This is a genomic window from Croceitalea sp. W27 (genome assembly GCF_055693185.1).
Window position 1 is genome coordinate 1,872,031 of sequence record NZ_CM146327.1, and the last position, 20,636, is coordinate 1,892,666.

Annotated in this window: 19 protein-coding genes; 6 read left to right on the top strand and 13 right to left on the bottom strand. The window is 36.4% G+C overall.

Annotated features, from left to right (window positions below):
- Positions 1-2: 2 nt before the first annotated feature.
- From ACZ1GR_RS08465 to ACZ1GR_RS08475, 3 genes are all read right to left on the bottom strand, one after another.
- On the bottom strand, positions 3-2,177 hold the full coding sequence (locus ACZ1GR_RS08465) for a TonB-dependent receptor (RefSeq protein WP_472611699.1): 2,175 nt from the start codon (positions 2,175-2,177) through the stop codon (positions 3-5).
- A 359-nt stretch (positions 2,178-2,536) separates the two neighbouring features.
- Complete coding sequence (locus tag ACZ1GR_RS08470) at positions 2,537-2,842, bottom strand: hypothetical protein (RefSeq protein ID WP_472611700.1); 306 nt, start codon at positions 2,840-2,842, stop codon at positions 2,537-2,539.
- Positions 2,843-3,116: 274 nt separating this feature from the next.
- Complete coding sequence (locus tag ACZ1GR_RS08475; protein ID WP_377766095.1) at positions 3,117-3,320, bottom strand: hypothetical protein; 204 nt, start codon at positions 3,318-3,320, stop codon at positions 3,117-3,119.
- A gap of 168 nt (positions 3,321-3,488) precedes the next feature.
- Here ACZ1GR_RS08475 and ACZ1GR_RS08480 point away from each other — a divergent pair, with 168 nt between their 5' ends.
- On the top strand, positions 3,489-5,933 hold the full coding sequence (locus tag ACZ1GR_RS08480) for a hybrid sensor histidine kinase/response regulator (RefSeq protein WP_472611701.1): 2,445 nt from the start codon (positions 3,489-3,491) through the stop codon (positions 5,931-5,933).
- Here the strand turns inward: ACZ1GR_RS08480 and ACZ1GR_RS08485 are convergent.
- The 6 genes from ACZ1GR_RS08485 to ACZ1GR_RS08510 all read right to left on the bottom strand — a co-directional run bounded on the left by ACZ1GR_RS08485 (position 5,908) and on the right by ACZ1GR_RS08510 (position 11,463).
- The gene (locus ACZ1GR_RS08485) at positions 5,908-7,263 is read right to left on the bottom strand and encodes a sigma-54-dependent transcriptional regulator (RefSeq protein ID WP_472611702.1); all 1,356 of its coding nucleotides are present in this window, start codon (positions 7,261-7,263) and stop codon (positions 5,908-5,910) included. The genes ACZ1GR_RS08480 and ACZ1GR_RS08485 overlap by 26 nt on opposite strands.
- 124 nt (positions 7,264-7,387) lie before the next feature.
- The gene (locus tag ACZ1GR_RS08490; RefSeq protein WP_377766098.1) at positions 7,388-7,687 is read right to left on the bottom strand and encodes a hypothetical protein; all 300 of its coding nucleotides are present in this window, start codon (positions 7,685-7,687) and stop codon (positions 7,388-7,390) included.
- Positions 7,688-7,890: 203 nt separating this feature from the next.
- Positions 7,891-9,990, bottom strand: coding sequence for a DUF4301 family protein (locus tag ACZ1GR_RS08495; RefSeq protein WP_472611703.1), 2,100 nt, complete (start codon positions 9,988-9,990; stop codon positions 7,891-7,893).
- The gene (gene pnuC, locus ACZ1GR_RS08500; RefSeq protein ID WP_472611704.1) at positions 9,945-10,583 is read right to left on the bottom strand and encodes a nicotinamide riboside transporter PnuC; all 639 of its coding nucleotides are present in this window, start codon (positions 10,581-10,583) and stop codon (positions 9,945-9,947) included. The genes ACZ1GR_RS08495 and pnuC overlap by 46 nt, the downstream gene beginning before the upstream one ends.
- Complete coding sequence (locus ACZ1GR_RS08505) at positions 10,567-10,827, bottom strand: thiamine-binding protein (protein WP_472611705.1); 261 nt, start codon at positions 10,825-10,827, stop codon at positions 10,567-10,569. Before ACZ1GR_RS08505 ends, pnuC begins: the two co-directional genes overlap by 17 nt.
- A 3-nt stretch (positions 10,828-10,830) precedes the next feature.
- Complete coding sequence (locus ACZ1GR_RS08510) at positions 10,831-11,463, bottom strand: 4'-phosphopantetheinyl transferase family protein (RefSeq protein WP_472611706.1); 633 nt, start codon at positions 11,461-11,463, stop codon at positions 10,831-10,833.
- 69 nt (positions 11,464-11,532) lie between these two features.
- On the opposite strand from ACZ1GR_RS08510, the gene ahcY reads away from it, so the two are divergent.
- Together ahcY and ACZ1GR_RS08520 are read left to right on the top strand one after the other, a co-directional pair.
- Positions 11,533-12,849, top strand: a complete 1,317-nt coding sequence (gene ahcY, locus ACZ1GR_RS08515) for an adenosylhomocysteinase (protein WP_472611707.1) — start codon at positions 11,533-11,535, stop codon at positions 12,847-12,849.
- 80 nt (positions 12,850-12,929) lie between these two features.
- Positions 12,930-14,033 (top strand): SDR family oxidoreductase, encoded by a 1,104-nt coding sequence (locus tag ACZ1GR_RS08520; RefSeq protein WP_472611708.1) that lies wholly within the window; start codon positions 12,930-12,932, stop codon positions 14,031-14,033.
- A 71-nt stretch (positions 14,034-14,104) separates the two neighbouring features.
- Here the strand turns inward: ACZ1GR_RS08520 and rpmA are convergent, their stop codons facing one another.
- From rpmA to ACZ1GR_RS08535, 3 genes are all read right to left on the bottom strand, one after another.
- Positions 14,105-14,365, bottom strand: coding sequence for a 50S ribosomal protein L27 (rpmA, locus tag ACZ1GR_RS08525; protein WP_377766105.1), 261 nt, complete (start codon positions 14,363-14,365; stop codon positions 14,105-14,107).
- Positions 14,366-14,408: 43 nt separating this feature from the next.
- The gene (gene rplU / locus ACZ1GR_RS08530; RefSeq protein WP_472611709.1) at positions 14,409-15,083 is read right to left on the bottom strand and encodes a 50S ribosomal protein L21; all 675 of its coding nucleotides are present in this window, start codon (positions 15,081-15,083) and stop codon (positions 14,409-14,411) included.
- Positions 15,084-15,186: 103 nt separating this feature from the next.
- Entirely contained in the window at positions 15,187-15,633 is a 447-nt protein-coding gene (locus ACZ1GR_RS08535; RefSeq protein ID WP_472611710.1) for a DUF4199 domain-containing protein, read from the bottom strand.
- A 166-nt stretch (positions 15,634-15,799) separates the two neighbouring features.
- On the opposite strand from ACZ1GR_RS08535, the gene ACZ1GR_RS08540 reads away from it, so the two are divergent.
- Together ACZ1GR_RS08540 and ACZ1GR_RS08545 are read left to right on the top strand one after the other, a co-directional pair.
- Positions 15,800-17,122, top strand: coding sequence for a M16 family metallopeptidase (locus ACZ1GR_RS08540; protein ID WP_472611711.1), 1,323 nt, complete (start codon positions 15,800-15,802; stop codon positions 17,120-17,122).
- A 12-nt stretch (positions 17,123-17,134) separates the two neighbouring features.
- Positions 17,135-19,207 carry a M16 family metallopeptidase gene (locus ACZ1GR_RS08545; RefSeq protein ID WP_472611712.1) on the top strand — a complete coding sequence of 691 codons (2,073 nt, stop codon included), beginning with the start codon at positions 17,135-17,137 and terminating at the stop codon, positions 19,205-19,207.
- Between the two features lie 25 nt (positions 19,208-19,232).
- On the opposite strand, the gene ACZ1GR_RS08550 is transcribed toward ACZ1GR_RS08545, so the two are convergent.
- Positions 19,233-20,120 carry a DMT family transporter gene (locus tag ACZ1GR_RS08550; protein WP_472611713.1) on the bottom strand — a complete coding sequence of 296 codons (888 nt, stop codon included), beginning with the start codon at positions 20,118-20,120 and terminating at the stop codon, positions 19,233-19,235.
- A gap of 95 nt (positions 20,121-20,215) precedes the next feature.
- On the opposite strand from ACZ1GR_RS08550, the gene ACZ1GR_RS08555 reads away from it, so the two are divergent.
- A complete protein-coding gene (locus ACZ1GR_RS08555) occupies positions 20,216-20,635 on the top strand; it encodes a hypothetical protein (protein ID WP_472611714.1) in 420 nt (139 codons plus the stop codon).
- Position 20,636 lies beyond the last annotated feature (1 nt).

The window sequence follows — 20,636 nt, forward strand, 5'->3', positions numbered from 1 at the left end:
TTTTAAAAATTAACCGTTGCCCCTAATAGAAAATTGATACCCGCTTGTGGGTAAAAGCCGGCTCCTTCAATTGTTGTGATAGTACCAGGGTTTGAAAAATCGTCGTCAAAAGTGAAAAAGTACCCATTAGATTCGAACTCAGCGTTAAAAAGATTATTCACCAAGCCAGAGAACACGATGCTCTTTAAAAAGCCATCACATTCCAGTTCATACTGCAAGTTAAAATCCGTTTGTGAATAAGCATCTAAAACGGAGGCTTCCGCATCTATATTACCCATATATTGTTTACCTACATATTTTGACAATAAGCTTATTTGCATCTGAGAAACCGGACTGTACACGAACATATTACCTGCTATAATATTAGGCGAATAAGCAATATTCGTATTTCCTAAATTTTGAACCACCCCATCACGTTGAAACAAAAAGTCTCGATTTTTGTTTGTGCTTAAGGCGATATTCGGACGCAAACTAAATTGATTATTAAATCGAATATTGGCATCTATCTCTAGCCCCAGACGATAGCTGTCGCCAACATTTGCTCTTAAAGGAGCGCCAACATCATTTAATTCACCCGTTAAAACCAATTGGTCTTTATAGTTCATGTAATAGATATTGGTATTTACCTGAACATCAGAAGAAACATAGCGCCAACCCAATTCAAGATCATTTAATCGCTCTGGTCTAGGGTTTCCGTTTTCATAATCGTTACGGTTCGGTTCTCTATTCGCAACCGCGTAAGACAAATAGAAGTTGTTGTTTGTATTCAAATCAAAGGTCAGGCCCGCTTTAGGGTTGAAAAAATTGAAGGTATCGTCTACCAAGCCCGTATCTTCTCCATTAGCCTCGTACCCAACAGTTCGATATTGAAGGTCCCCATACAAAGACCATTTGTTCGTTAATCTATAGTTGGCCTTGGTATAAATGTTGAAATCTGTTTTTGTGGAATTATCGTCGTAATAACGCTCATTATATTGGCTATCACTGGCAAAACGCGCCCAAATGACCTCACCAAAATGGTCTCCTTTATACGTATTCCAGCCACCACCAATAATTAAATCTAGTTTATCCTTAGAATAATTAGCAGAAAAAACAGTGCCATAAAAATCGTTATCGAGCCATCTTCTTCTAATCAAATCTGTGGTGTTTACTTCTTCGCCATCCACCGTAATCGGTTCAAAACCATACGTGGCAAAATCGTCATCTTCGCGAAATTGCTCAAAATAACCCCTTCCACGAGTGTAGTGCAATGCTATGTTCGTACTCCAGAAATCTGAAAGCTGCTCATTCCATAATAATTGAAAATGGTCTTGTTTGTAATTGTCCACCTCGTTCTCATAAAAACGGGTATTGCCATCCTCATCGGTATAAATACCCGCTGGATTAAATGTTCTATCGGTCGCCAAGGTTTCAGGATCTAACCCGAACCAAGATTGGTAAGTTATTTCATGGCCGCCAAAAAGCAATGCTTTTATCAAGGTATTGTCATCTTTATACGCCCCTTGTAAAAAATAAGAATCGAGTTCAGATGATGCCCTATCTACGTAGCCATCAGAGGTTATTCTAGACAATCTTCCTGAAATTTCTATATGGTCATTAAGTAATCCTGTACTGAACTTAATATTGTTTCTGAGGGTATTAAAACTTCCAAAAGATGATGAAATTTGTCCGTAGGCGTCTTCAGAAAAAGCGTCTGTCAACAAATTCAAACTTGCGCCAAAAGCACCAGCCCCATTAGTTGAGGTACCTACGCCTCTTTGGAGTTGCAAACTTTCAACAGATGAAGCAAAATCGGGCATGTTTACCCAAAAAGTGCCCTGTGATTCGGCATCGTTATACGGTATACCATTTATGGTTACGTTCACCCTCGTAGCATCACTACCTCTAACACGAATGCCTGTATAACCCACGCCAGCCCCAGCGTCTGAAGTTGTAACCACAGAAGGGAGAAAGTTCATAAGAATAGGAATATCTTGCCCCAAATTTCTTGGCTTGATATCTTCTTTTGTAAGATTCGAAAAAGTTACCGGTGATTCTTTAGTGACACGCACTGCCGAAACAAAAACCTCATCGAGCACTACTTTTTTGCCTACTAAAGAATCTGTTGGGTTTTGTTGAGCAAAAACACTCGTGGCCAATACAAAAAAAGCCGACATAGTTAAAATAGTGTGTTTCATCCGTAAAAATTATTACGAATAAAAGGGGCTATTATTCTAAGTTAAAATTTGATTTTCAGTAATTTATATACCTTACTTTGAAAAATGACGAAGCTTTAAACTCTTTGCAGCCGCACCATCTCACTACTTATAAAAAGGTCTGCTAGACCTTTTTATTTGTTTGTCCCTTGGCAGCATTACCTGCCCAGGTTCATTGGGTATAATCTCAGCCTTTTAAAGTTATTGGTTAAAAGCTAAAAGTTTTAAGAGATGCTTTCTTAAAACTTTAAACTCAAAACCTGGAACTTGTATAGCACCCCTTTGAGACGGGGCAAATGTAATGCGCAATTCTATAGAAAACAAGAAGCGTGTAAAAGTAGTTAATTCTTCTTCTTTTGGATCCATCTTCCATAAGCATCGATATAAACTGTTCTAGCGGTACCGCTGCTTAAAACCATTACCAATTTGTACGTATTTCTATTGTCTTTATATGCCTGGCGTAACTTTGAGGTTGGGTACTGTTTCAATATTTCTTCGACCACGGCTGGGGGCAATTCAGAAGACTTTATTTTCTTAAACTCATCAGTAATACCGATTGTCTCAATATGCAAATGGCGTATGGTGCTGCCCGCGTTGACATTATTGAACGTTATAATCGCTATGATAAATAAAAAAACGCTTTTCATTTTTAAAACAATTTTAAATTTTAAGGACGAACTATGTACGAAGTAAAACGTCTGATGGATTTTTAAAGTACTTTATTCCCCTATCCCAAAGTAAAAAAGGCTGCCGAAGCAGCCTTTAACAACCTATCAAATTATTGATGGTCTAGGAATACGCATGGTTAGTGTAACATAGCTAGCATCCTTTCTAAAATTTCTTTTTTTGTTAAAAAAAGGGCCGCATAATCAGTGCGGCCCTACAACCAATCAACCAACCAAAATCCGCGAGCCAGAACGGCTACAGCGGAATGTGAAAATCTTTTTTGTTTTTTATCTTAGCTTCTTCAGTAACTGTCTCTTCTACCGCCATCGTTACTTCTTCTGTTTTACTTTCTGTGTAATCGTTATTTGAGTTTTCAGATTCGCTCGAATTGGCCGAAGCAAGTGCCAATGCTCCTATTAATGCTAGTCCTAACAACCCTGATTTAAAAATATCTTCCATTCTTCTGTTTGTTCATTATATAAGACACAAGTGTTTTTAAAAAGTCACATTTTTTAAAAAATCGAAGAAACGAACCCTAAAAATGGTATCGACAGTATTAACATACCATTGGTATCTAACAGCAGCCTTAAAACGTAGGTATTATATCAAAAAGAGAACTTAGGGCTTATGAAAGATAGATCCCGCAGAAGTTTTACGGCAAAAATAATTGTTAGCTATGCATTGCTGGTGCTTTTGGGGCTTATTGCAAGTATATTTATTTACTCAGAAATTAAAACATATACTTCTTCTGATCTTTTAGAAAGAAATGATGAAAAACTATTGAAAACCAGTTCACTACTAACAGGAATATATATCTCAGAGAACCTTTCTACCCTAGCGCAACAAAGAAATACCAATACAAGCCTTAAGAAATATACCCAAAAGGTAGACTCGCTTTTTTCAGAAATAGATACCTTAAAAGTAAATTCAAAAAGCGACACGCAAAAGCAGTTGCTGGATAGTATTCAACTTTTATTACAACAAAAAGTCTTTAATGTAAGTGAACTAAGAAAGTTGCGCAGAAAAAATAACACGAGCAATTCAATAGACTCTCTTTTAAAAGAATTTGGTAAGATTGAAGTTTCAATTGGTCATATTACTCCTGAATCTTTCGTTTCCAACTTTAAAAAGTTGCCCGATAAAAGCAGGGAGGTTATAAAAAATTATGTTTCTTTTCTAAACAAGAATATCCCGGATGACGAAAAATCTAAAAAATTGGATTCCGTTTTGGCTGCTTCAAAGCTTATATTATCCGAAGCCAAACTTCAAAGTGAGAAAACAAACTATGAGCTGAGTAAAAAAGAAAGAGAGCTTTCAAATGCAAACCTTACCCTATCACTTAAACTGCAGCGTATAATTTCAGTAATTAGTGAAGAGATTACATCAAATACCATTACGAACGAAAAAATAAAGAACAATGCCTTGGCAAAAAGTATTCGCCTGGCTGGAATAACTGCAATAATAGGACTTTTAGTGGTTGCCCTGTTCACCTTTTTAATCAATAAAGATTTTTGGAGAATTCAGACGTATCGACGCAAACTTGAATCTGAAAAAGCTTTTTCTGAATCGGTTTTAAGGAGTAGAGAACAATTAATCGCCACTGTTGGCCATGATCTTAAAACCCCTTTAAATACTATACTCGGTTATTCAGATTTACTGCACACAACTCCTTTAAATGATACTCAGCTAAATTATGTAGAAAGCGTAGCATCAGCATCTAAATATGTTGATGGTTTGGTAAACGACCTCTTGGATTTTTCGAAAATTGAGGCAGGAAAAATAAAGTTAGAAGATAGTTCTTTTCGAATTGATCAATTAATAACTCAACTCGCCGAAGACCTAAAGGAATTTCATGATAAAAAAAGGGTAGTATTAATCTTAGATATTTCTCACAAACTTAAAAATGAAATTATTGGTGATGCCCTTCGTGTAAAGCAGATTCTGGCCAACCTAATAGGCAATGCAATAAAGTTTACGCACAAAGGTTCAGTTACCATTAAAGCAAATATTGAAAAAGAAAATACACTTCGTATAGACGTGGCGGATACCGGAATCGGTATTAAAAAGGAACTACAGAAAGCCATTTTTCAAGAATTTTCACAGGGAGAAGATACTATTGGGAAAAAGTATGGGGGTTATGGATTGGGATTGACCATTTCAAAAAAACTCATTGAGCTACTTGGCGGTACCATACAATTGAAAAGTAAAGAAGGTAAAGGCAGCACCTTCACTTTTACCATTCCCTTTGTTTTTGCTCAAAAAAGCCCTGCCAAAATTGAACATGCTAAATTGAATAGCATCACCTTACTTATTATTGATGACGATTTGGCCCTGTTAGATATGCTAAAAGAAATGTGCAACACCTTAGGAATTGGCGCCCATACCTTTTCGAATTTCGATAGTATTCAAAAAAATGATGCTATCCATTACGATGCAGTGCTTACCGATATTCAAATGCCTACCGTAGATGGTTTTAAGGTGGCTAAAAAATTACGGTCAGGCGATTATCAGCACTACAACCAACAACCCATTTTGGCCATGACGGGGCAAACACATATTGATGAACAATTCTATATTTCTAAGGGGTTCACTAAAGTTGTACAAAAGCCATTTACAAAAGAGGTTTTTCTAGAGAAGCTAGTTAAGAGCTTCCCAAAAGTAAAAAACAACTACACGCGTGATAAAAAAACAGCAAAAACTACTTTAAATAAAGAGGCCGGTTTATACGACCTAACCGATATTAAAGCTTTTTTAGGGGATGACACCCTTATTGTAAAAGATGTGCTAACAACCTTTTCACAAACAAGCCAAGAAAACATTAGAAGACTTAAGGAATTTATTGCACTTAGAAAGGTTAAAAAGGTAAATGAACTAGCCCATCAAATGTTACCGATGTTTCGGCAGCTCAAAGCATATAAAATCGTTCCTTACTTAGAACAACTTGAAGTAATGGCACAACAAAGCGATTCAGAAAAAATGACAGCTATATTTAATGTTTTAAAAAAACATGTAAATAACCTCGTGAGAACAATACAAAACGATTTCATTATACATCAAGATTGTAATGACTGATTTTATTGTAAAGTGTTTTTCTTGTAATTTGAAGTAGTTCCGCAGCTTTTGATTTGTTAAAGTTAGTTTTTTTTAAGGCCCTAACTATTTGCTCTTTTTCATAATTTGATTTAGAAAAGGAAGCTGAGAACCCATCATTGTAATTATCGACATTTATTACCTCTTTTGGTAAAGCATCAATATCAATGTATGTCTTTGTGGATAGTAGAACGGCCCTTTTAATTACATTTTTAAGTTCTCTTAAATTTCCGGGCCAACTGTATTTTTGAAAAAGCGCAATCGCTTCTTTAGAAAAACCTATAATGTCCTTATTCAGCTCATCGTTGGCCTTCTTTAAAAAATGTTCGGCAAATACTAACAAGTCTTCAAGGCGTTCCCTTAAAGCCGGAACCTCAACAGAAAATTCATTCAACCGATGGTATAAATCTTCTCTAAACGCATTCTTTTTAACGGCATTTTGCAGGTTCTCATTAGTAGCACTTATAATTCTGACATCTATTAAAATCTCATCAGTGCTGCCTACTCGCTTAATTTTTCGTTCTTGAATTGCCCTGAGTAACTGAACTTGATTTTCGTAGCTCAGATTACCAATTTCATCTAAAAACAAGGTGCCCCCATTGGCTGCTTCAAAATGACCTATTTTATCATTTACTGCTCCCGTAAAACTTCCTTTTAAATGACCAAAAAATTCACTTGTTGCCAATTCTTTGGGTATAGCCCCACAATCGACAGCTATGAAATTATTACGTTTTCGGTTGCTATTTTCATGTATGGCCTTGGCAGCTACTTCTTTTCCCGTGCCGCTTTCACCAGTAATGAGTACGGACATATCGGTTGGAGCGACCAATTGAATGTGCTCTTGGAGCTTTTTAGATTTTTCATCAACCCCCTCTAGAATATTCTCTTGAGTATCACTTTTCACTTTAGAAACTAAACTATCAGCTGATTTCTGAATCGTTGTAGCTCTTGATAATTGCATGGCTTGATTGATAACCATCAAAATCTCGTCAGGTGTAAACGGTTTGGATATATAATCATCTGCGCCTTTTTTCATAGCGGCAACCGCAGTACCGACTTCGGCATAACCCGTCATCAAAACAACTGGTGTATTAGGATGTATCTCTTTAATTTCGCACAACAAATCAATACCATTACTGTCCGGAAGTCTAAGGTCAGAAAGAATAATATCATAAGTGCTAGAGTCAATGTTTGCTCGAGCATCTTTTGCCGTTGAACAAACCTCGCTTTGCCAGGCATTCTTTAAAAAGAAATTCTTCAACATTTGACCAAACGCAATGTCGTCTTCAATAATTAAGATTTTTTGGGGCATGGGGCAATCTTATTATTGTAAAGATACAATGCCCTATGTATGTGTTTATTGTAAAATTATCATAAAAAAAGAGGTGCAAATGCACCCCTTAAATCTAGTTACGAAAAACTCAAACCAAAATCGACTACATTTCTAACCAATTACCTTCTGCATCTGCATACAAAGTTCCATCAGTTCCGTCTTGAGCGGTCACCTCTAGCTTGTACTGATTTTCTTCGTTTACATATGCCTTATTGATAGTTGCACCAGCAAAATCGGTTTCTAAAGCTTTAACAACCGCAGCAGGCAAGTCAGAAGCTGAAATCTCTTTAAACTCACTAACTTTTACCTCGATACCCTTATCATCTTCGATAACTGTTGTTGAGGCACTGATTGCCGTTAAACTTCCTAAAACTAATGCCGTAGCAAAAAATAACTTTTTCATTCTCTTTATATTTAGATTAAACTTTAATTGCTTAGTCTAAAGGAAAAACAATGCCATCTAAGTTATTTTGCAAATAATTATTTAAGTTATTGATTTTTAGTGTATTGCAATTTATTTGAGAAAGCAGAAACTGTGTAAACATGTATACTAGTTTAAAAAAACGTATACTTTTTACACACTATTACCAAGTGCAAAATCGAAAATTATACCTGATGTGTCGGTTTCAATAAATCGTTTACCGTTTTTACGGGATTAAACGTCACCAAAGGTACCTCAACAAAAATAGTGTTCCAGTAGGCCATTGCGCCGTTCCATAGCCCTGGAAGCTCCAAAGCCTTTAATTCTTTTCCTTCTTTGGTTTTTCCGGTAATAAAACCTTGTTTGGTATCTATATAATCCAACAAATTATATTTCTCTCCCTTATAATTGCGAATACCACATACCAAGTCTACGGGATTAAAATGGGTAGCATTTTTCAAAATAGCAACTTGGGTCGTATCGTTCATATCAATTTGAGCAGATTCAATAATTTGAAGAGAAATCGTACCATCTGCGCCTTTCACCCAAAAAGGACCACCACCCGGTTCACCCTCATTTTTGACCATACCACAGATTCGTATTGGCCTGTCTATCTTATCCTTTAATATTTTGATTATTTCTGCATTGCTCTTGCCATTAATGTCTTCTGCAATCTTTACGTTCAATTCTTTCTCTAAAAAACTGGAAATCTCGGCAACTTGTTCTGAAGTAATCTGTTCTGTATCTAAAAGTCTGGCATACTCAAAAGCCTTTGCTTGTTGTCTAATTAATAACCCAGCCAATACCTTCTTGCTATCAGACACGGCACTTAGATTTTCTTCAATAACAACATTGTCAATATTTTTGATAAAGATAATGTCGGCATCTTGGTCATTGAGATTTTCAATCAATGCCCCATGCCCTCCTGGTCTGAATAAAATAGACCCATCAGGATTCCGAAAAGGCCCATTATCCACGGTTACCGCCAAGGTATCGGTCGATGGTTTTTGATTAGAGTAGGTAATATCAAAAGTAGTATTGTTACTTTTTGAAACCTTTGGGCCACTATTTTTCTCTTCAGCTTTGAACATGGTTTCGTGCTGCTCAGAAATGGTAAAATGCAAATTGGCCTTACCCTCCGTTTTCGCATATAAAGCTGCTTCCTTTAAATGCTCCTCAAAAGGAGTAGCCGAACCTGAATCGTACTTATGAAAAGGAAGCAGGCCCTTTGGATAAAAACCATAGTTAAGACCATCTTCTTCTAACATTTCCTTTACGAAGTGGTACGCTATTTCGCCTTCTGAATCGGCCTTTTCTGCAATTCTATCAAATATTAAGTCGTGAAAGGGCAGATTTTTCATGCCATCTGTGAACTGTTTTACATCTTTATCACCAGTTCGTTCAAGGTATACATCCAGACTTTCCTTTGAAGGTTTATAAGAGTCTATAAAATTGAACATTGCTTTGAACATTCTTGAGGCTGCACCTGAGGCTGGCACAAATTTTAAAAGCGACAATCTTTTTCTTGAGTCTTCGAAATTAGCAATCAGATCATTTTGCTCGCTTTCAGAAAATTTAGAAATACCGTCATCTACAATTGCAGCTTTCTCGAGATTTACAAAAGGTATTCCTTCCTTAAAAGTCTCTATTTGAGTTAATACTTTTTCTTTTGAAATGCCTTTATCCTTCAACTGTTCTAGATCCTTTTTACTAAACTCGATCATTGGCTTTATTAATTTATCTATATGTTCGATTGCTATTTTTAATCGTTCTTCCTTCCCTCCGCTTAAAATAATAAAATTTCGATGGTAATTCTTTAAGGTATCATGAAAATATCGAAACATTTGCTCGCGCTCATCTGGCTTGTCTCTTAAGTCATCTGCTTCCCAAGGTATATCAATATTGGTCAGTAGATATAAATTATAAGAATTTTTAAGAGCATATTTTTCCAAAAGCGGGTCACACTCCCCAATATAATATGCTTCAGAATATACTTTGGTTTCCAGTAAATCTGTATCACAAAAAAGCACTGTGTCGGCCTCTTTGGTCAACTGATTCTCTAATTCAATCTGGCCTATTGCTATGGGTAATAAATCTTTTGGTTCACAAGTTTTTTGCTCTTTGTTCCATTTATCTTGCAAATACTCTCTGGCATATTCTGGCACCCAAGCGGTTTTGTAATGAGCGGCCAATTGTTTTGCCAATGTAGTCTTTCCCGTAGATTCCGGACCAAAAAGAACTACTTTAATAATATCTGAGGGCTCTTGTTTAAGTTTTTCTTCCATGCTTTATAGCCATAAATGGCAATAACCGTTAAAACTGCAAAAAGGATTGAACTAAAAATAAGACCCTTATACCAATATAAGGGCACTGTTATAATATCACCAATAATCCAATACAACCAATTTTCTATTTTCTTTTTTGCCATTAGCCACATACCCACAAAGAAAATTGCTGTGGTAAAAGTATCTACATAAGCCGTCCACGTGTTATATCTATCAGTGAGGTAGTAAATCAAAAAGACAAAGAGCAATGCTCCTAGAAATAGAAGGACCGACCATTTCTTTTCTTTAACTGTAGTTTTTGTTATTGGTATAAAGTGTGTATCGTCAACCTTTCGCGTCCAAAAATACCAACCCAGAATACTCATGGTAAAATAGTAGGCATTAATAAGCATATCCCCCAATAGACCATAGTAAATGAGAATATAAACGTACAACCCTGTAGCTATTAAGCCTGTAGGATATACCAATATATTTTCTCGTTTGGAATAATATACACTTAGAATTGTAAAAACAACCCCTATCATTTCCAAGACAATTAAATGTGTAGGCGTGCTTTGGTATTGCGCAAATAACCAATCAAAAATGTGGTTCATATTCGCTACGATCAGATTTTACGATTTTCATGTACAAGAGCCCTTTATCCATTAATTCAAAGGCTTTCTCTATTTCTTTATTGAGCACTTTCATGACCTGCGAAAATTCACCAAATACTTGTGTACTTAAAGGGTTCTCAAGAATGGTAAGCCCAGAAGCTCTAAGACTTTTGATAAAATCAATGATATGGCTTTCAAAATCATCCTGTAACGGTGAAAATGTTAATTCGACTGATATATTCATGTTTTATTTTTTTAAAGCGTAAACACAAGTAAAACTTTCCAATTCAAAAAAGAACACCTCAAAATCTGATTTTTTACCATCGTATAAAATTTCTGCTGTAGTTCTTTCATCATCAAGTGAAAAATCTTTTACATCAATGTGATTTAAAAAACTAAGCCCCGGTTGGGCGTAAATCTTGTATAGTGATTCTTTGGCTCCCCAAACAGTAGTAAGTTTTCTAACAATTGCTTCCGAATTGGCCAGTGTACTGTATTCTTGAATAGGCGTGAATTTGTGGGCTATCCGAAGTATTTTATCTCGTTGTTTTTCAATATCGATACCTACCTCTTTATCTGAACTTATTATTATTGCGGTAAAATTATGTGAATGCGTAATAGAAATATGCTTTCCATCAACTAGATGAGGCTTTCCAAACTCATTGTAAAATACGTCTTTATCCTCATAATTTGCCAGTTTGAGCAAGTGCCTAATACTTAAGAATGCCCTTCGGTGCATTTCAGATTTCATGCTCAGCATTCTTTCTTGACAGTGCTTCGTAAGCACCACGTCTTTAGAAAGTTCGGCCTCCGATTCAATGACCTTCCAAATATAAACTTGAGTAGCTTGTGAAACTGTTATGGTTTTGTAAATGGGCACAACTAAAGTTAAGTGATTTCGTATCTTTGCACACTAAATATAAGCTACGAAAGTAAATAGAAAATAATTATGAGCACAAAAACAATTCCGTTTGTACCATTCAAAGTAAAGGATATTTCTCTTGCCGACTGGGGAAGAAAAGAAATTGAACTTGCCGAAGCAGAAATGCCAGGCTTAATGGCCTTACGTGAAGAATATAAAAATGAGCAACCCTTAAAAGGTGCTAGAATTGCCGGATGTTTACATATGACCATACAGACCGCAGTACTTATAGAGACCTTGGTTGCTTTAGGAGCGGATGTAACTTGGAGTTCTTGTAATATATTCTCTACCCAAGATCAAGCTGCCGCAGCGATAGCTGCTGCTGGCATACCCGTGTATGCTTGGAAAGGTATGAATGAAGAAGAGTTTGATTGGTGTATTGAACAAACGTTGTTTTTTGGGGAAGACAGACAGCCATTGAACATGATTTTAGATGATGGTGGCGATTTGACCAATATGGTTCTAGATAAGTATCCTGAGCTTGCGGCAGGTATCAAAGGCCTTTCTGAAGAAACCACAACAGGTGTTCATAGACTTTATGAAAGGGTGAAAAAAGGGACATTGCCTATGCCCGCGATTAACGTAAACGACTCGGTTACCAAATCAAAATTTGACAATAAATATGGTTGTAAAGAAAGTGCCGTGGATGCTATCCGTAGAGCAACAGATACCATGTTGGCAGGAAAGCGTGTAACTGTATGCGGCTATGGAGACGTAGGTAAAGGTACAGCCGCTTCTTTCAAAGGAGCTGGGGCCATAGTTACAGTCACTGAGATAGACCCAATCTGTGCTTTACAAGCTTGTATGGATGGTTTTGAGGTTAAGAAATTAGAAACTGTAATTGGCAATGCTGATATTGTAATCACCACAACAGGGAATAAAGATATTATTAGAGAAGAGCATTTTAGGGCTCTTAAAGACAAAGCCATTGTTTGTAATATCGGTCATTTTGATAACGAAATCGATATGGCTTGGCTTAACGGGGCATATGGAAATACAAAGGATGAAATTAAGCCTCAAGTAGACAAATACACCATTGATGGTAAAGATCTTATTGTTTTAGCAGAAGGGCGTTTGGTAAACTTAGGTTGCGCTACGGGGCACCCAAGTTTTGTAATGAGCAATTCTTTTACGAACCAAACTCTGGCACAAATAGAACTTTGGAAAAACAGTGCAAATTACGAGAACGATGTTTATATGCTACCTAAGCATTTAGATGAAAAAGTTGCTAAATTACACTTGGCTCGTTTAGGAGCAGAGTTGACCGAATTAAAACAAGAACAGGCCGAATATATTGGGGTAACCGTAGAGGGGCCTTACAAACCAGAATATTACAGATACTAAATCAGTATAAATTTTAAGATAAGCCCTTACTTAGTGTAAGGGTTTATTTTTTGAAAACACTTTACAAACCAATCATAAGAATGCACATTATTTTAACCGGAGCTACAGGAACCTTAGGGTCGCAAATTCTCTTTTCAATACTTGAAAGTAGATTTGATACTCTGGAAAAAATTTACCTGATTGTCAGAAAGAAAAATTCAAGCTCCCCTCAAACTCGTATTAATAATATATTGAAGAGTCCCGTTGTTTCAGATTTTATTCGAGAACATAGAATAGCAATATCTAAAAAGGTTGAAGTTGTTGATGCGGAGAAGTTTTTAGAACCGCAGACTTTTATTAATGAAACCAAGAAGTATCATTTTATTCATTCTGCAGGTTTCGTAAACCTTTCTGTGGACCCAAATAGCAAAGAAGAAATTTTTAAGGAAAATCTTACGCTCACCAAACGCATTTTCTCGGCATACAAGAGCTACCTTTCTAAATTTATTTACATAAGTACCGCGTTTTCTATAGGTAAATTAGAGGGCTTTTTAAGCAACAATTACGTTGATACCGAACAAAACGAGTATCGCAATTTTTACGAAGCATCAAAACATGCGGCAGAAAAGTATTTGGTAAAAGCTGGTGAAGAAACAGAAATACCTATTCAAATATTAAGACCAAGTGTTCTTGGTGGCAATATTATGGGCAATCCGAATTTCTTTATCTCGAAGTATATGGTTTTCTATCTGTTCGCAAAGTTTTTTCATAGAAATACCTCATCAGATTCTATTCGGATTCAAGCCAATAAGGATAGTCTGTTGAACATTATTCCAACTGATTACGCCGCCAAAGTAATTGCCAAGGTTTTTGATACTACAGTACAACAATTAAATATTGTAAACTCAGCCGGTACAAACATTTTTAATGGTATTACCAAGATTTTAGAAACGGTCGACTTTAGAAATTTTAAGCTAACCCAAGAGCTTGTAACTACTGCTTCTGAATTTGAAAACACTTTAGAAAAGTTCTATTATGAAACCATTGGAGTGCATTTAACCCCATATTTAACTTCACTGCCTCAACAATGGGACACAACTTTATTAGAAAGTATTTTACCAATTCCAAAATATAACTTAGAAGATTATTTAGTGGCTACCGTTGAGTTTGCAAAAACTAATGGATTTCGTAACCAACGGTGGTAAATAAATATTTCTTAAAAAAATAAAACCCCCACTGAAAAGTGAGGGTTTAATAATTTTATAGACCGTAAAATCTAAGCCTCAAAAGGCTCTATCGAGACGAAAGATTTTCCGCCAGCTTTTTTCTCAAACTTTACAAGGCCATCAACTCTAGCATGTAATGTGTGATCTTTACCAGCATACACATTTTCACCTGGGTTGTGTTTTGTTCCACGCTGTCTAACAATAATGTTACCAGCAATGGCAGCTTGGCCACCAAAAATCTTAACGCCTAAGCGTTTCGATTCTGATTCTCTACCGTTTTTAGAACTACCTACACCTTTTTTATGTGCCATAATTATAAGGTTTTAATTTTTTATATAATTAATGGTAATGCAATTACGCCTTACCACCGTCTAATTCGTCTTGCCATTTCTTTAACTCGTCCCACTTACCATCAGCAGCTAATTTTGCTTGTGCTGGCCAAGTATCGGTTACGTGATTTCCACGAACTTCGGCGATGATTTCAGAAATTTTTGCCGGTTTAGCTTTTGCCAAGTCAGCGAAAGTGGCGATACCTGCTTGAATTAAAGTTGAAGCAATCTTAGGGCCTATACCTTCAATTTTCTTTAAATCATCAGCTTTAGCTTTTGCAGGTGCCTTTTTAGCCGGAGCTGCTTTTGGTGCTGCTTCCTTTTTAGGGGCCGCTGCTTTCTTTGGCGCCTCAGCCTTAGCTTTTGCCGGAGCTGCTTTTTTCGCTCCTTTGGCAACAATGCTCTCAACAATAATTTCTGTTAAAGACTGTCTGTGACCATTCTTTACTCTGTAACCTTTACGTCTTTTCTTTTTAAAAACGATTACTTTATCACCTCTAAGGTGCTTTACGACTTTGGCTTCTACAGCCGCACCGTCTATGACTGGGGCGCCAACAGTTACGTTACCGTTATCATCTAAAAGAAGGACTTTGTCAAAAGTAACTTTCTTACCTTCTTCTGTTTGTATGCGGTGAACGTACACTTTCTGGTCTTTTGCAACCTTAAATTGCTGCCCTGCCATCTCTACAATTGCGTACATAATGCGTTGAATTAAATTATTTTAACCACTATTTTCACAAATAGCGGGTGCAAATATACTTCTAATTCATTAATCTACAAGGTTTTTTTAAGCAATTGCGCAATTATTTTTTTAAATTATTAGATGTTTTAAAAAGTTGCATAAAAGTGAGGGTAAGCACAATAGAAGTAGCCACTCCCATTATTGCAACGGTAAAGAATACTATTCCCTTAAAATTGCCATAATCCTTGTTCCAAACTTGAGATAATTCCTCTAAAAAAGAACTATTCAATTCCGTTGAATAGAATGCGAAGAAAATAGTGAAAAGAGCAGTCGCCACAGCCCCGGTAGTAACTCCGGCCTTAAAACCACTACCGTAATTAAAACCATTACCCTCTTGTAGCTTCACAATCTTAAGGGTCTCATAAATACCAAATCCAGTAATTACCCCATTAAATAGGCTAAAAAAAACGTTAGTATGCTTTCCTAACAAAGAGAGTATCAAAAAGTAAGCGATTAGAACGGCACTGGTGACTATACCAAAACGGATGGGTAATGTTAAATTTTTCATTTCTCAAATTTTTTGGATGGAGTAATAAGTTACGGAATTATTGCAAAAATTCTTGTTAAAACGATTGTCCTTTTCGATCCTAACTTTTAAAAAATTTATATTCGTGTAACACTTTTGAATATCAGTAGACTAATTCACGGTAACATTAAATTCTAAACACTAGAAAATGAAGAAATTTTCCTTTTTATCCTTTTTTGTGCTTGCTTCAATAGGGCTACTTTCCGCTCAGGAAGTTGCCTATGAAGAGTATGATCTAGACAATGGTTTGCATGTAATATTGCATCAAGACAACGGAGCCCCGGTTGTAACTACTTCGGTAATGTACCACGTTGGCGGTAAAGACAGAACCGAAGGTAGAACGGGTTTTGCCCACTTCTTTGAACACTTACTTTTTGAGGGTACTAAAAACATTGAACGAGGCAAGTGGTTTGAAATAGTTTCTTCGAATGGAGGAACAAATAATGCGAACACTTCACAAGACAGAACCTATTATTATGAAGTTTTTCCTTCTAACAACTTAAAGTTAGGTTTATGGCTAGAGTCTGAACGTATGCTTCACCCAGTAATAGACCAAAAAGGTGTAGATACACAGCAAGAAGTGGTGAAAGAAGAAAAAAGACTGCGATATGATAATTCACCTTATGGCCAATTATTACCTGTTTTGGGTAAAAATTTGTTCGAAGTACATCCATACAAAGACCCTAACATTGGGTACATGAAGGACTTAGATGCTGCTACTCTTGAAGATGTAAAAGCGTACAATAAGAAGTATTATGTACCAAACAACGCAGTTTTAGTAGTTGCGGGTGATATTGATATTGCTGAAACAAAAAAATTGGTTTCAGATTATTTCGGAGATATCCCAAGAGGCGAAGATGTTGTTCGTAATTATCCTAAAGAACAACCGATTACAGAACAAAAGATAGCTACTGCCTATGATGCCAACATTCAAATACCAGCAATTGGCATGGCTTATAGAACACCCGGTTTCGCTGAGCGTGATGCTTATGTATTAGAGATGATATCGACCTATCTCAGTGATGGTAAGAGTTCTAAATTATACAAAAAGATTGTAGACGATCAAAAACAAGCCTTACAGGTAGGGGCATTTAATATAGCCCAACAAGATTATGGTATGTACCTTGTTTTTGCCTTACCTGTTGGTGAAACAAGCTTAGAAGTTCTTCAAGAAGAAATGGAAGAAGAGGTCGCACTGGTTAGAGATAATCTCATTTCTGAAAAAGACTACCAAAAACTGCAAAACAAGTTTGAAAATAACTTTGTAAACTCAAACTCAAGCGTAGAAGGTATTGCTGGTTCTTTGGCAACCTATCATATGCTTTATGGTGACACAAGTCTTATCAATAAAGAGATAGAAATTTATCGTTCGATTACACGAGAAGAGATAAAAGAGGTAGCAACTAAGTATTTGAAACCAAATCAGAGTGTTATTATTAACTATCTGCCAGGAGAAAAAACAGAATTTTAAGAAAAAATCGCAATGAAAAAACTATTCACAACATTGGTAATGGCAGTTATTGCCTTTAACGTTACCGCACAAATAGATAGAACTAAGCAGCCAGAACCTGGTCCTGCCCCAAAAATAAATTTAGATGAACCTAACTCTTTTCAGCTTAAAAATGGGTTAAAGGTAATGGTAGTTGAAAATCATAAGCTACCTAGAGTCTCCATTCAATTGACCATTGACAACCCTCCGGTTTTAGAAGGTGATAAAGCTGGGGTTTCAGACCTAACCGCTAGTCTTTTGGGTAATGGTTCTACTTCTATTCCGAAAGATGAATTCAATGAAGAAGTTGATTTTTTAGGTGCTAGAATCAATTTTGGTTCTCAAAGTGCTTTTGCAAGCTCACTTTCGAAATACTTCCCAAGAATATTGGAGTTAATGGCAGATGCAGCTATTAATCCGAATTTCACCCAAGAAGAGTTTGAAAAGGAAAAAGCAAAACTTATTACGGGTATAAAATCACAAGAGAACGATGTTTCGTCAATCGCATCTCAGGTACAACGCGCATTGGCCTACGGTAAAAATCACCCATATGGTGAAATAACCTCGGAAGAAACGGTCAATAACGTTACTTTGCTAGATGTCGAAGGATTTTACAGAGATTACTTTGTTCCAGAAAATGCTTATCTAGTGGTTATCGGTGATGTAGATTTTGAAAGCTCAAAAAAGTTGATTACCGAAGCTTTTACACCGTGGACAAAGGCTACTCCCCCATCATTAAGTTATACTAAACCTAAAGATGCGCAGTATACACAAATCAACTTTGTCGATATGCCCAACGCAGTTCAATCAGAAGTTGCGGTTCAAAATATAGTTGAACTAAAAATGAAGGACGAGGATTATCTTCCGGCTCTTGTTGCCAACCAGATTTTAGGTGGTGGTGGTGAAGGCCGTTTATTTTTAAATCTTCGTGAAGATAAAGGCTATACTTATGGTTCTTATTCTTCGATTGGAAATGACAAATATCAGCCCGTTCGTTTCAACGCGTATGCACAGGTGAGAAATCAGGTGACAGATAGTTCAGTCGTTCAAATTCTGAGTGAAATAAATAGAATCATCAAAGAACCCGTTAGTGCAGAAGAGCTTAAAAATACGAAAGCCAAGTATTCCGGTAGGTTTGTAAGAGCATTGGAAAGACCACAGACCATCGCAAACTATGCGCTTAATATTGAAAAAGAAGGTTTGCCAAAAGATTTTTACAAAACCTATTTAGAGCGCATAAATGCTATTACTGTTGAAGAAGTTAAGGCTGCTGCTGAAAAATATTTTTCAATTGACAATGCCCGTATCGTAGTTACCGGTAAGGGAAGCGATGTTGCTGAAAATCTTGAAAAAATCGAATTCAACGGAAAAAAAGTTCCAGTACTTTACTACGATAAAAAAGCGGAAAAAACCGAAAAGCCTGATTACAACGCGGCAATTCCAGAAGGGGTTACTGCAGCTAGTGTACTTGAAAAGTACATTGATGCTATAGGCGGAAAAGCTAAATTAGATGGTGTTGAGTCCTATGCAATGCTCGCCGAAGCAGAAATGCAAGGCATGAAATTAGAGCTTGAAATGAAAAAGACTTCTAAAGACCAATTTTTACAAGATGTAAGAGTTATGGGCAATTCTATGCAGAAGCAGGTTATCGACGGTGACAAAGGTTATATGATGGCTCAGGGTCAACGCAAAGACTTATCTGATGAGGAGTTGAAGAAGTTAAAAGAGGAGTCAGCTGCTTTTCCAGAATTAAACTACCTTCTTGCAGGCGGCATCACCATTGATGGTATTGAAGCAGTTGGTGATAAAAAAGCTTACAAGCTTAAAGTAACCGATGAAAAAACAGTTTTCTATGATCTTGAAACTGGATTGAAGTTACAAGAAGTAAACAATATAGAAGCTGGCGGGCAACAAATGCAACAAACACTTACTTATGGAGATTACAAAGAAGTGTCAGGAATTATGTTCCCTTTCACGTTAACTCAAACGATGGGGCCACAAAAGTTTGATTTTATAGTAAAGGAAATCAAAGTTAACGATGGCGTAAATGCTGCCGATTTCGAGTAAGCTTTTAAGCCCATACTTTATAAAATTAAGACGCCTTTTTAGGCGTCTTTTTTTTGTTTACGAGGTATACCCCCAATAAAATCAAGAGTGTAGCAAAAAATTGCTGCAAACTAAAATTCTCTCCATCTAATAATCCCCAAAAAATCCCAACAATGGGAATCAAATAAGTAACGGAAACCGAGAATACCGCAGAAGATAGTTGTATCAATTTATTGAACATAATCTTAGCCACGCATGTGCCTACGGCACAAAGAACGATTACATAGCCCAAAGAACTCCAAAAGAACTTACCAGAAGTGACCTCATTACTAAAGAATCCCGACAGCGGAAGTATTACAAGTGCAGGTACAATGATCGTTGCAAAATTACCCACTGCAATGGCCATTGGGGAAACGTTCTGTAATTTGCTTTTAATAATATTCGCGTTACCTGCATACCCTATCGCAGCTATAATCACAAAGCCTGCATACCAATAGTTTTGATTTGGATTAACATTATGACCGAAGAGTATTAAAAATCCTGCCCCAATAAGCCCGACCAGAACCCCTAAAAATTGATTTTTAGTAAAGGAAACTCCGAAAACAAGTAATCCTAAAAACAAGGTGAACAAAGGCACCAAAGAATTTAAAACCGATGCTATACTGCTATCGATTTCCGTTTCTGCAAAAGCAAATAAGAACATCGGAAAAAAGCTTCCAATAAATCCGGAAACGGCAACCCATTTCCATTCTTCTTTAGAAATAGTTTTTAAGGATTTAAAACCTATTAAAAAAAGGAATAACCCGGCAATTACGATACGTACCGCACCAAGCTGAATCGCTGTGAACCCATCTAATCCCTTCTTAATTAAAATATAGGAAGTACCCCATATTACCGATAAAACTATAAGATAGAACCATTTATTGCTCCGCACTTTTTATCCTTTTTTAAGTAAGCCACAAAAGTCCGCTTTTATTCGAGAGTGTTCGCACTATGTTCATTAATTTTGTTAGTATAAAATCATTTCACATGAAAATCAAAATAGTTGTATTACTTCTCTTGTTAATAACCGCATCTTGCAAGCAAGAAAAAAAAGTAGAAAAAGAAACTACCCAGATGGAAGAGGTAATGATGATTCATGACGAGGTCATGCCAAAAATGGGAACATTGGCAAAACTGGTTGCAGAGCTAAAGGCCAAAGTTGATACTACAGCCACTGGAAAACAATATGAAGTCGCTATGAAAGATTTACAGGAAGCCAACAAATCAATGATGGATTGGATGATGGGCTTTGGCAACCGTTTTGATTCTGATGAAATTTTAGAGGGCAAAGAACTTTCTCCGGAAAAGCAAGAATGGCTTAATGATGAAGAAGAGAAAGTTAAAGCACTTAAAGAACAGATAAATTCTAGTATTGAAAGGGCAGAAGTCTTACTAAATAAAGATTGAT

Coding starts and splice junctions, on each gene's coding strand:
- ACZ1GR_RS08465 (WP_472611699.1), bottom strand. CDS start 2,177: ATGAAACACACTATTTTAACTATGTCGGCTTTTTTTGTATTGGCCACG.
- ACZ1GR_RS08470 (WP_472611700.1), bottom strand. CDS start 2,842: ATGAAAAGCGTTTTTTTATTTATCATAGCGATTATAACGTTCAATAAT.
- ACZ1GR_RS08475 (WP_377766095.1), bottom strand. CDS start 3,320: ATGGAAGATATTTTTAAATCAGGGTTGTTAGGACTAGCATTAATAGGA.
- ACZ1GR_RS08480 (WP_472611701.1), top strand. CDS start 3,489: ATGAAAGATAGATCCCGCAGAAGTTTTACGGCAAAAATAATTGTTAGC.
- ACZ1GR_RS08485 (WP_472611702.1), bottom strand. CDS start 7,263: ATGCCCCAAAAAATCTTAATTATTGAAGACGACATTGCGTTTGGTCAA.
- ACZ1GR_RS08490 (WP_377766098.1), bottom strand. CDS start 7,687: ATGAAAAAGTTATTTTTTGCTACGGCATTAGTTTTAGGAAGTTTAACG.
- ACZ1GR_RS08495 (WP_472611703.1), bottom strand. CDS start 9,990: ATGGAAGAAAAACTTAAACAAGAGCCCTCAGATATTATTAAAGTAGTT.
- pnuC (WP_472611704.1), bottom strand. CDS start 10,583: ATGAACCACATTTTTGATTGGTTATTTGCGCAATACCAAAGCACGCCT.
- ACZ1GR_RS08505 (WP_472611705.1), bottom strand. CDS start 10,827: ATGAATATATCAGTCGAATTAACATTTTCACCGTTACAGGATGATTTT.
- ahcY (WP_472611707.1), top strand. CDS start 11,533: ATGAGCACAAAAACAATTCCGTTTGTACCATTCAAAGTAAAGGATATT.
- ACZ1GR_RS08520 (WP_472611708.1), top strand. CDS start 12,930: ATGCACATTATTTTAACCGGAGCTACAGGAACCTTAGGGTCGCAAATT.
- rpmA (WP_377766105.1), bottom strand. CDS start 14,365: ATGGCACATAAAAAAGGTGTAGGTAGTTCTAAAAACGGTAGAGAATCA.
- rplU (WP_472611709.1), bottom strand. CDS start 15,083: ATGTACGCAATTGTAGAGATGGCAGGGCAGCAATTTAAGGTTGCAAAA.
- ACZ1GR_RS08535 (WP_472611710.1), bottom strand. CDS start 15,633: ATGAAAAATTTAACATTACCCATCCGTTTTGGTATAGTCACCAGTGCC.
- ACZ1GR_RS08540 (WP_472611711.1), top strand. CDS start 15,800: ATGAAGAAATTTTCCTTTTTATCCTTTTTTGTGCTTGCTTCAATAGGG.
- ACZ1GR_RS08545 (WP_472611712.1), top strand. CDS start 17,135: ATGAAAAAACTATTCACAACATTGGTAATGGCAGTTATTGCCTTTAAC.
- ACZ1GR_RS08555 (WP_472611714.1), top strand. CDS start 20,216: ATGAAAATCAAAATAGTTGTATTACTTCTCTTGTTAATAACCGCATCT.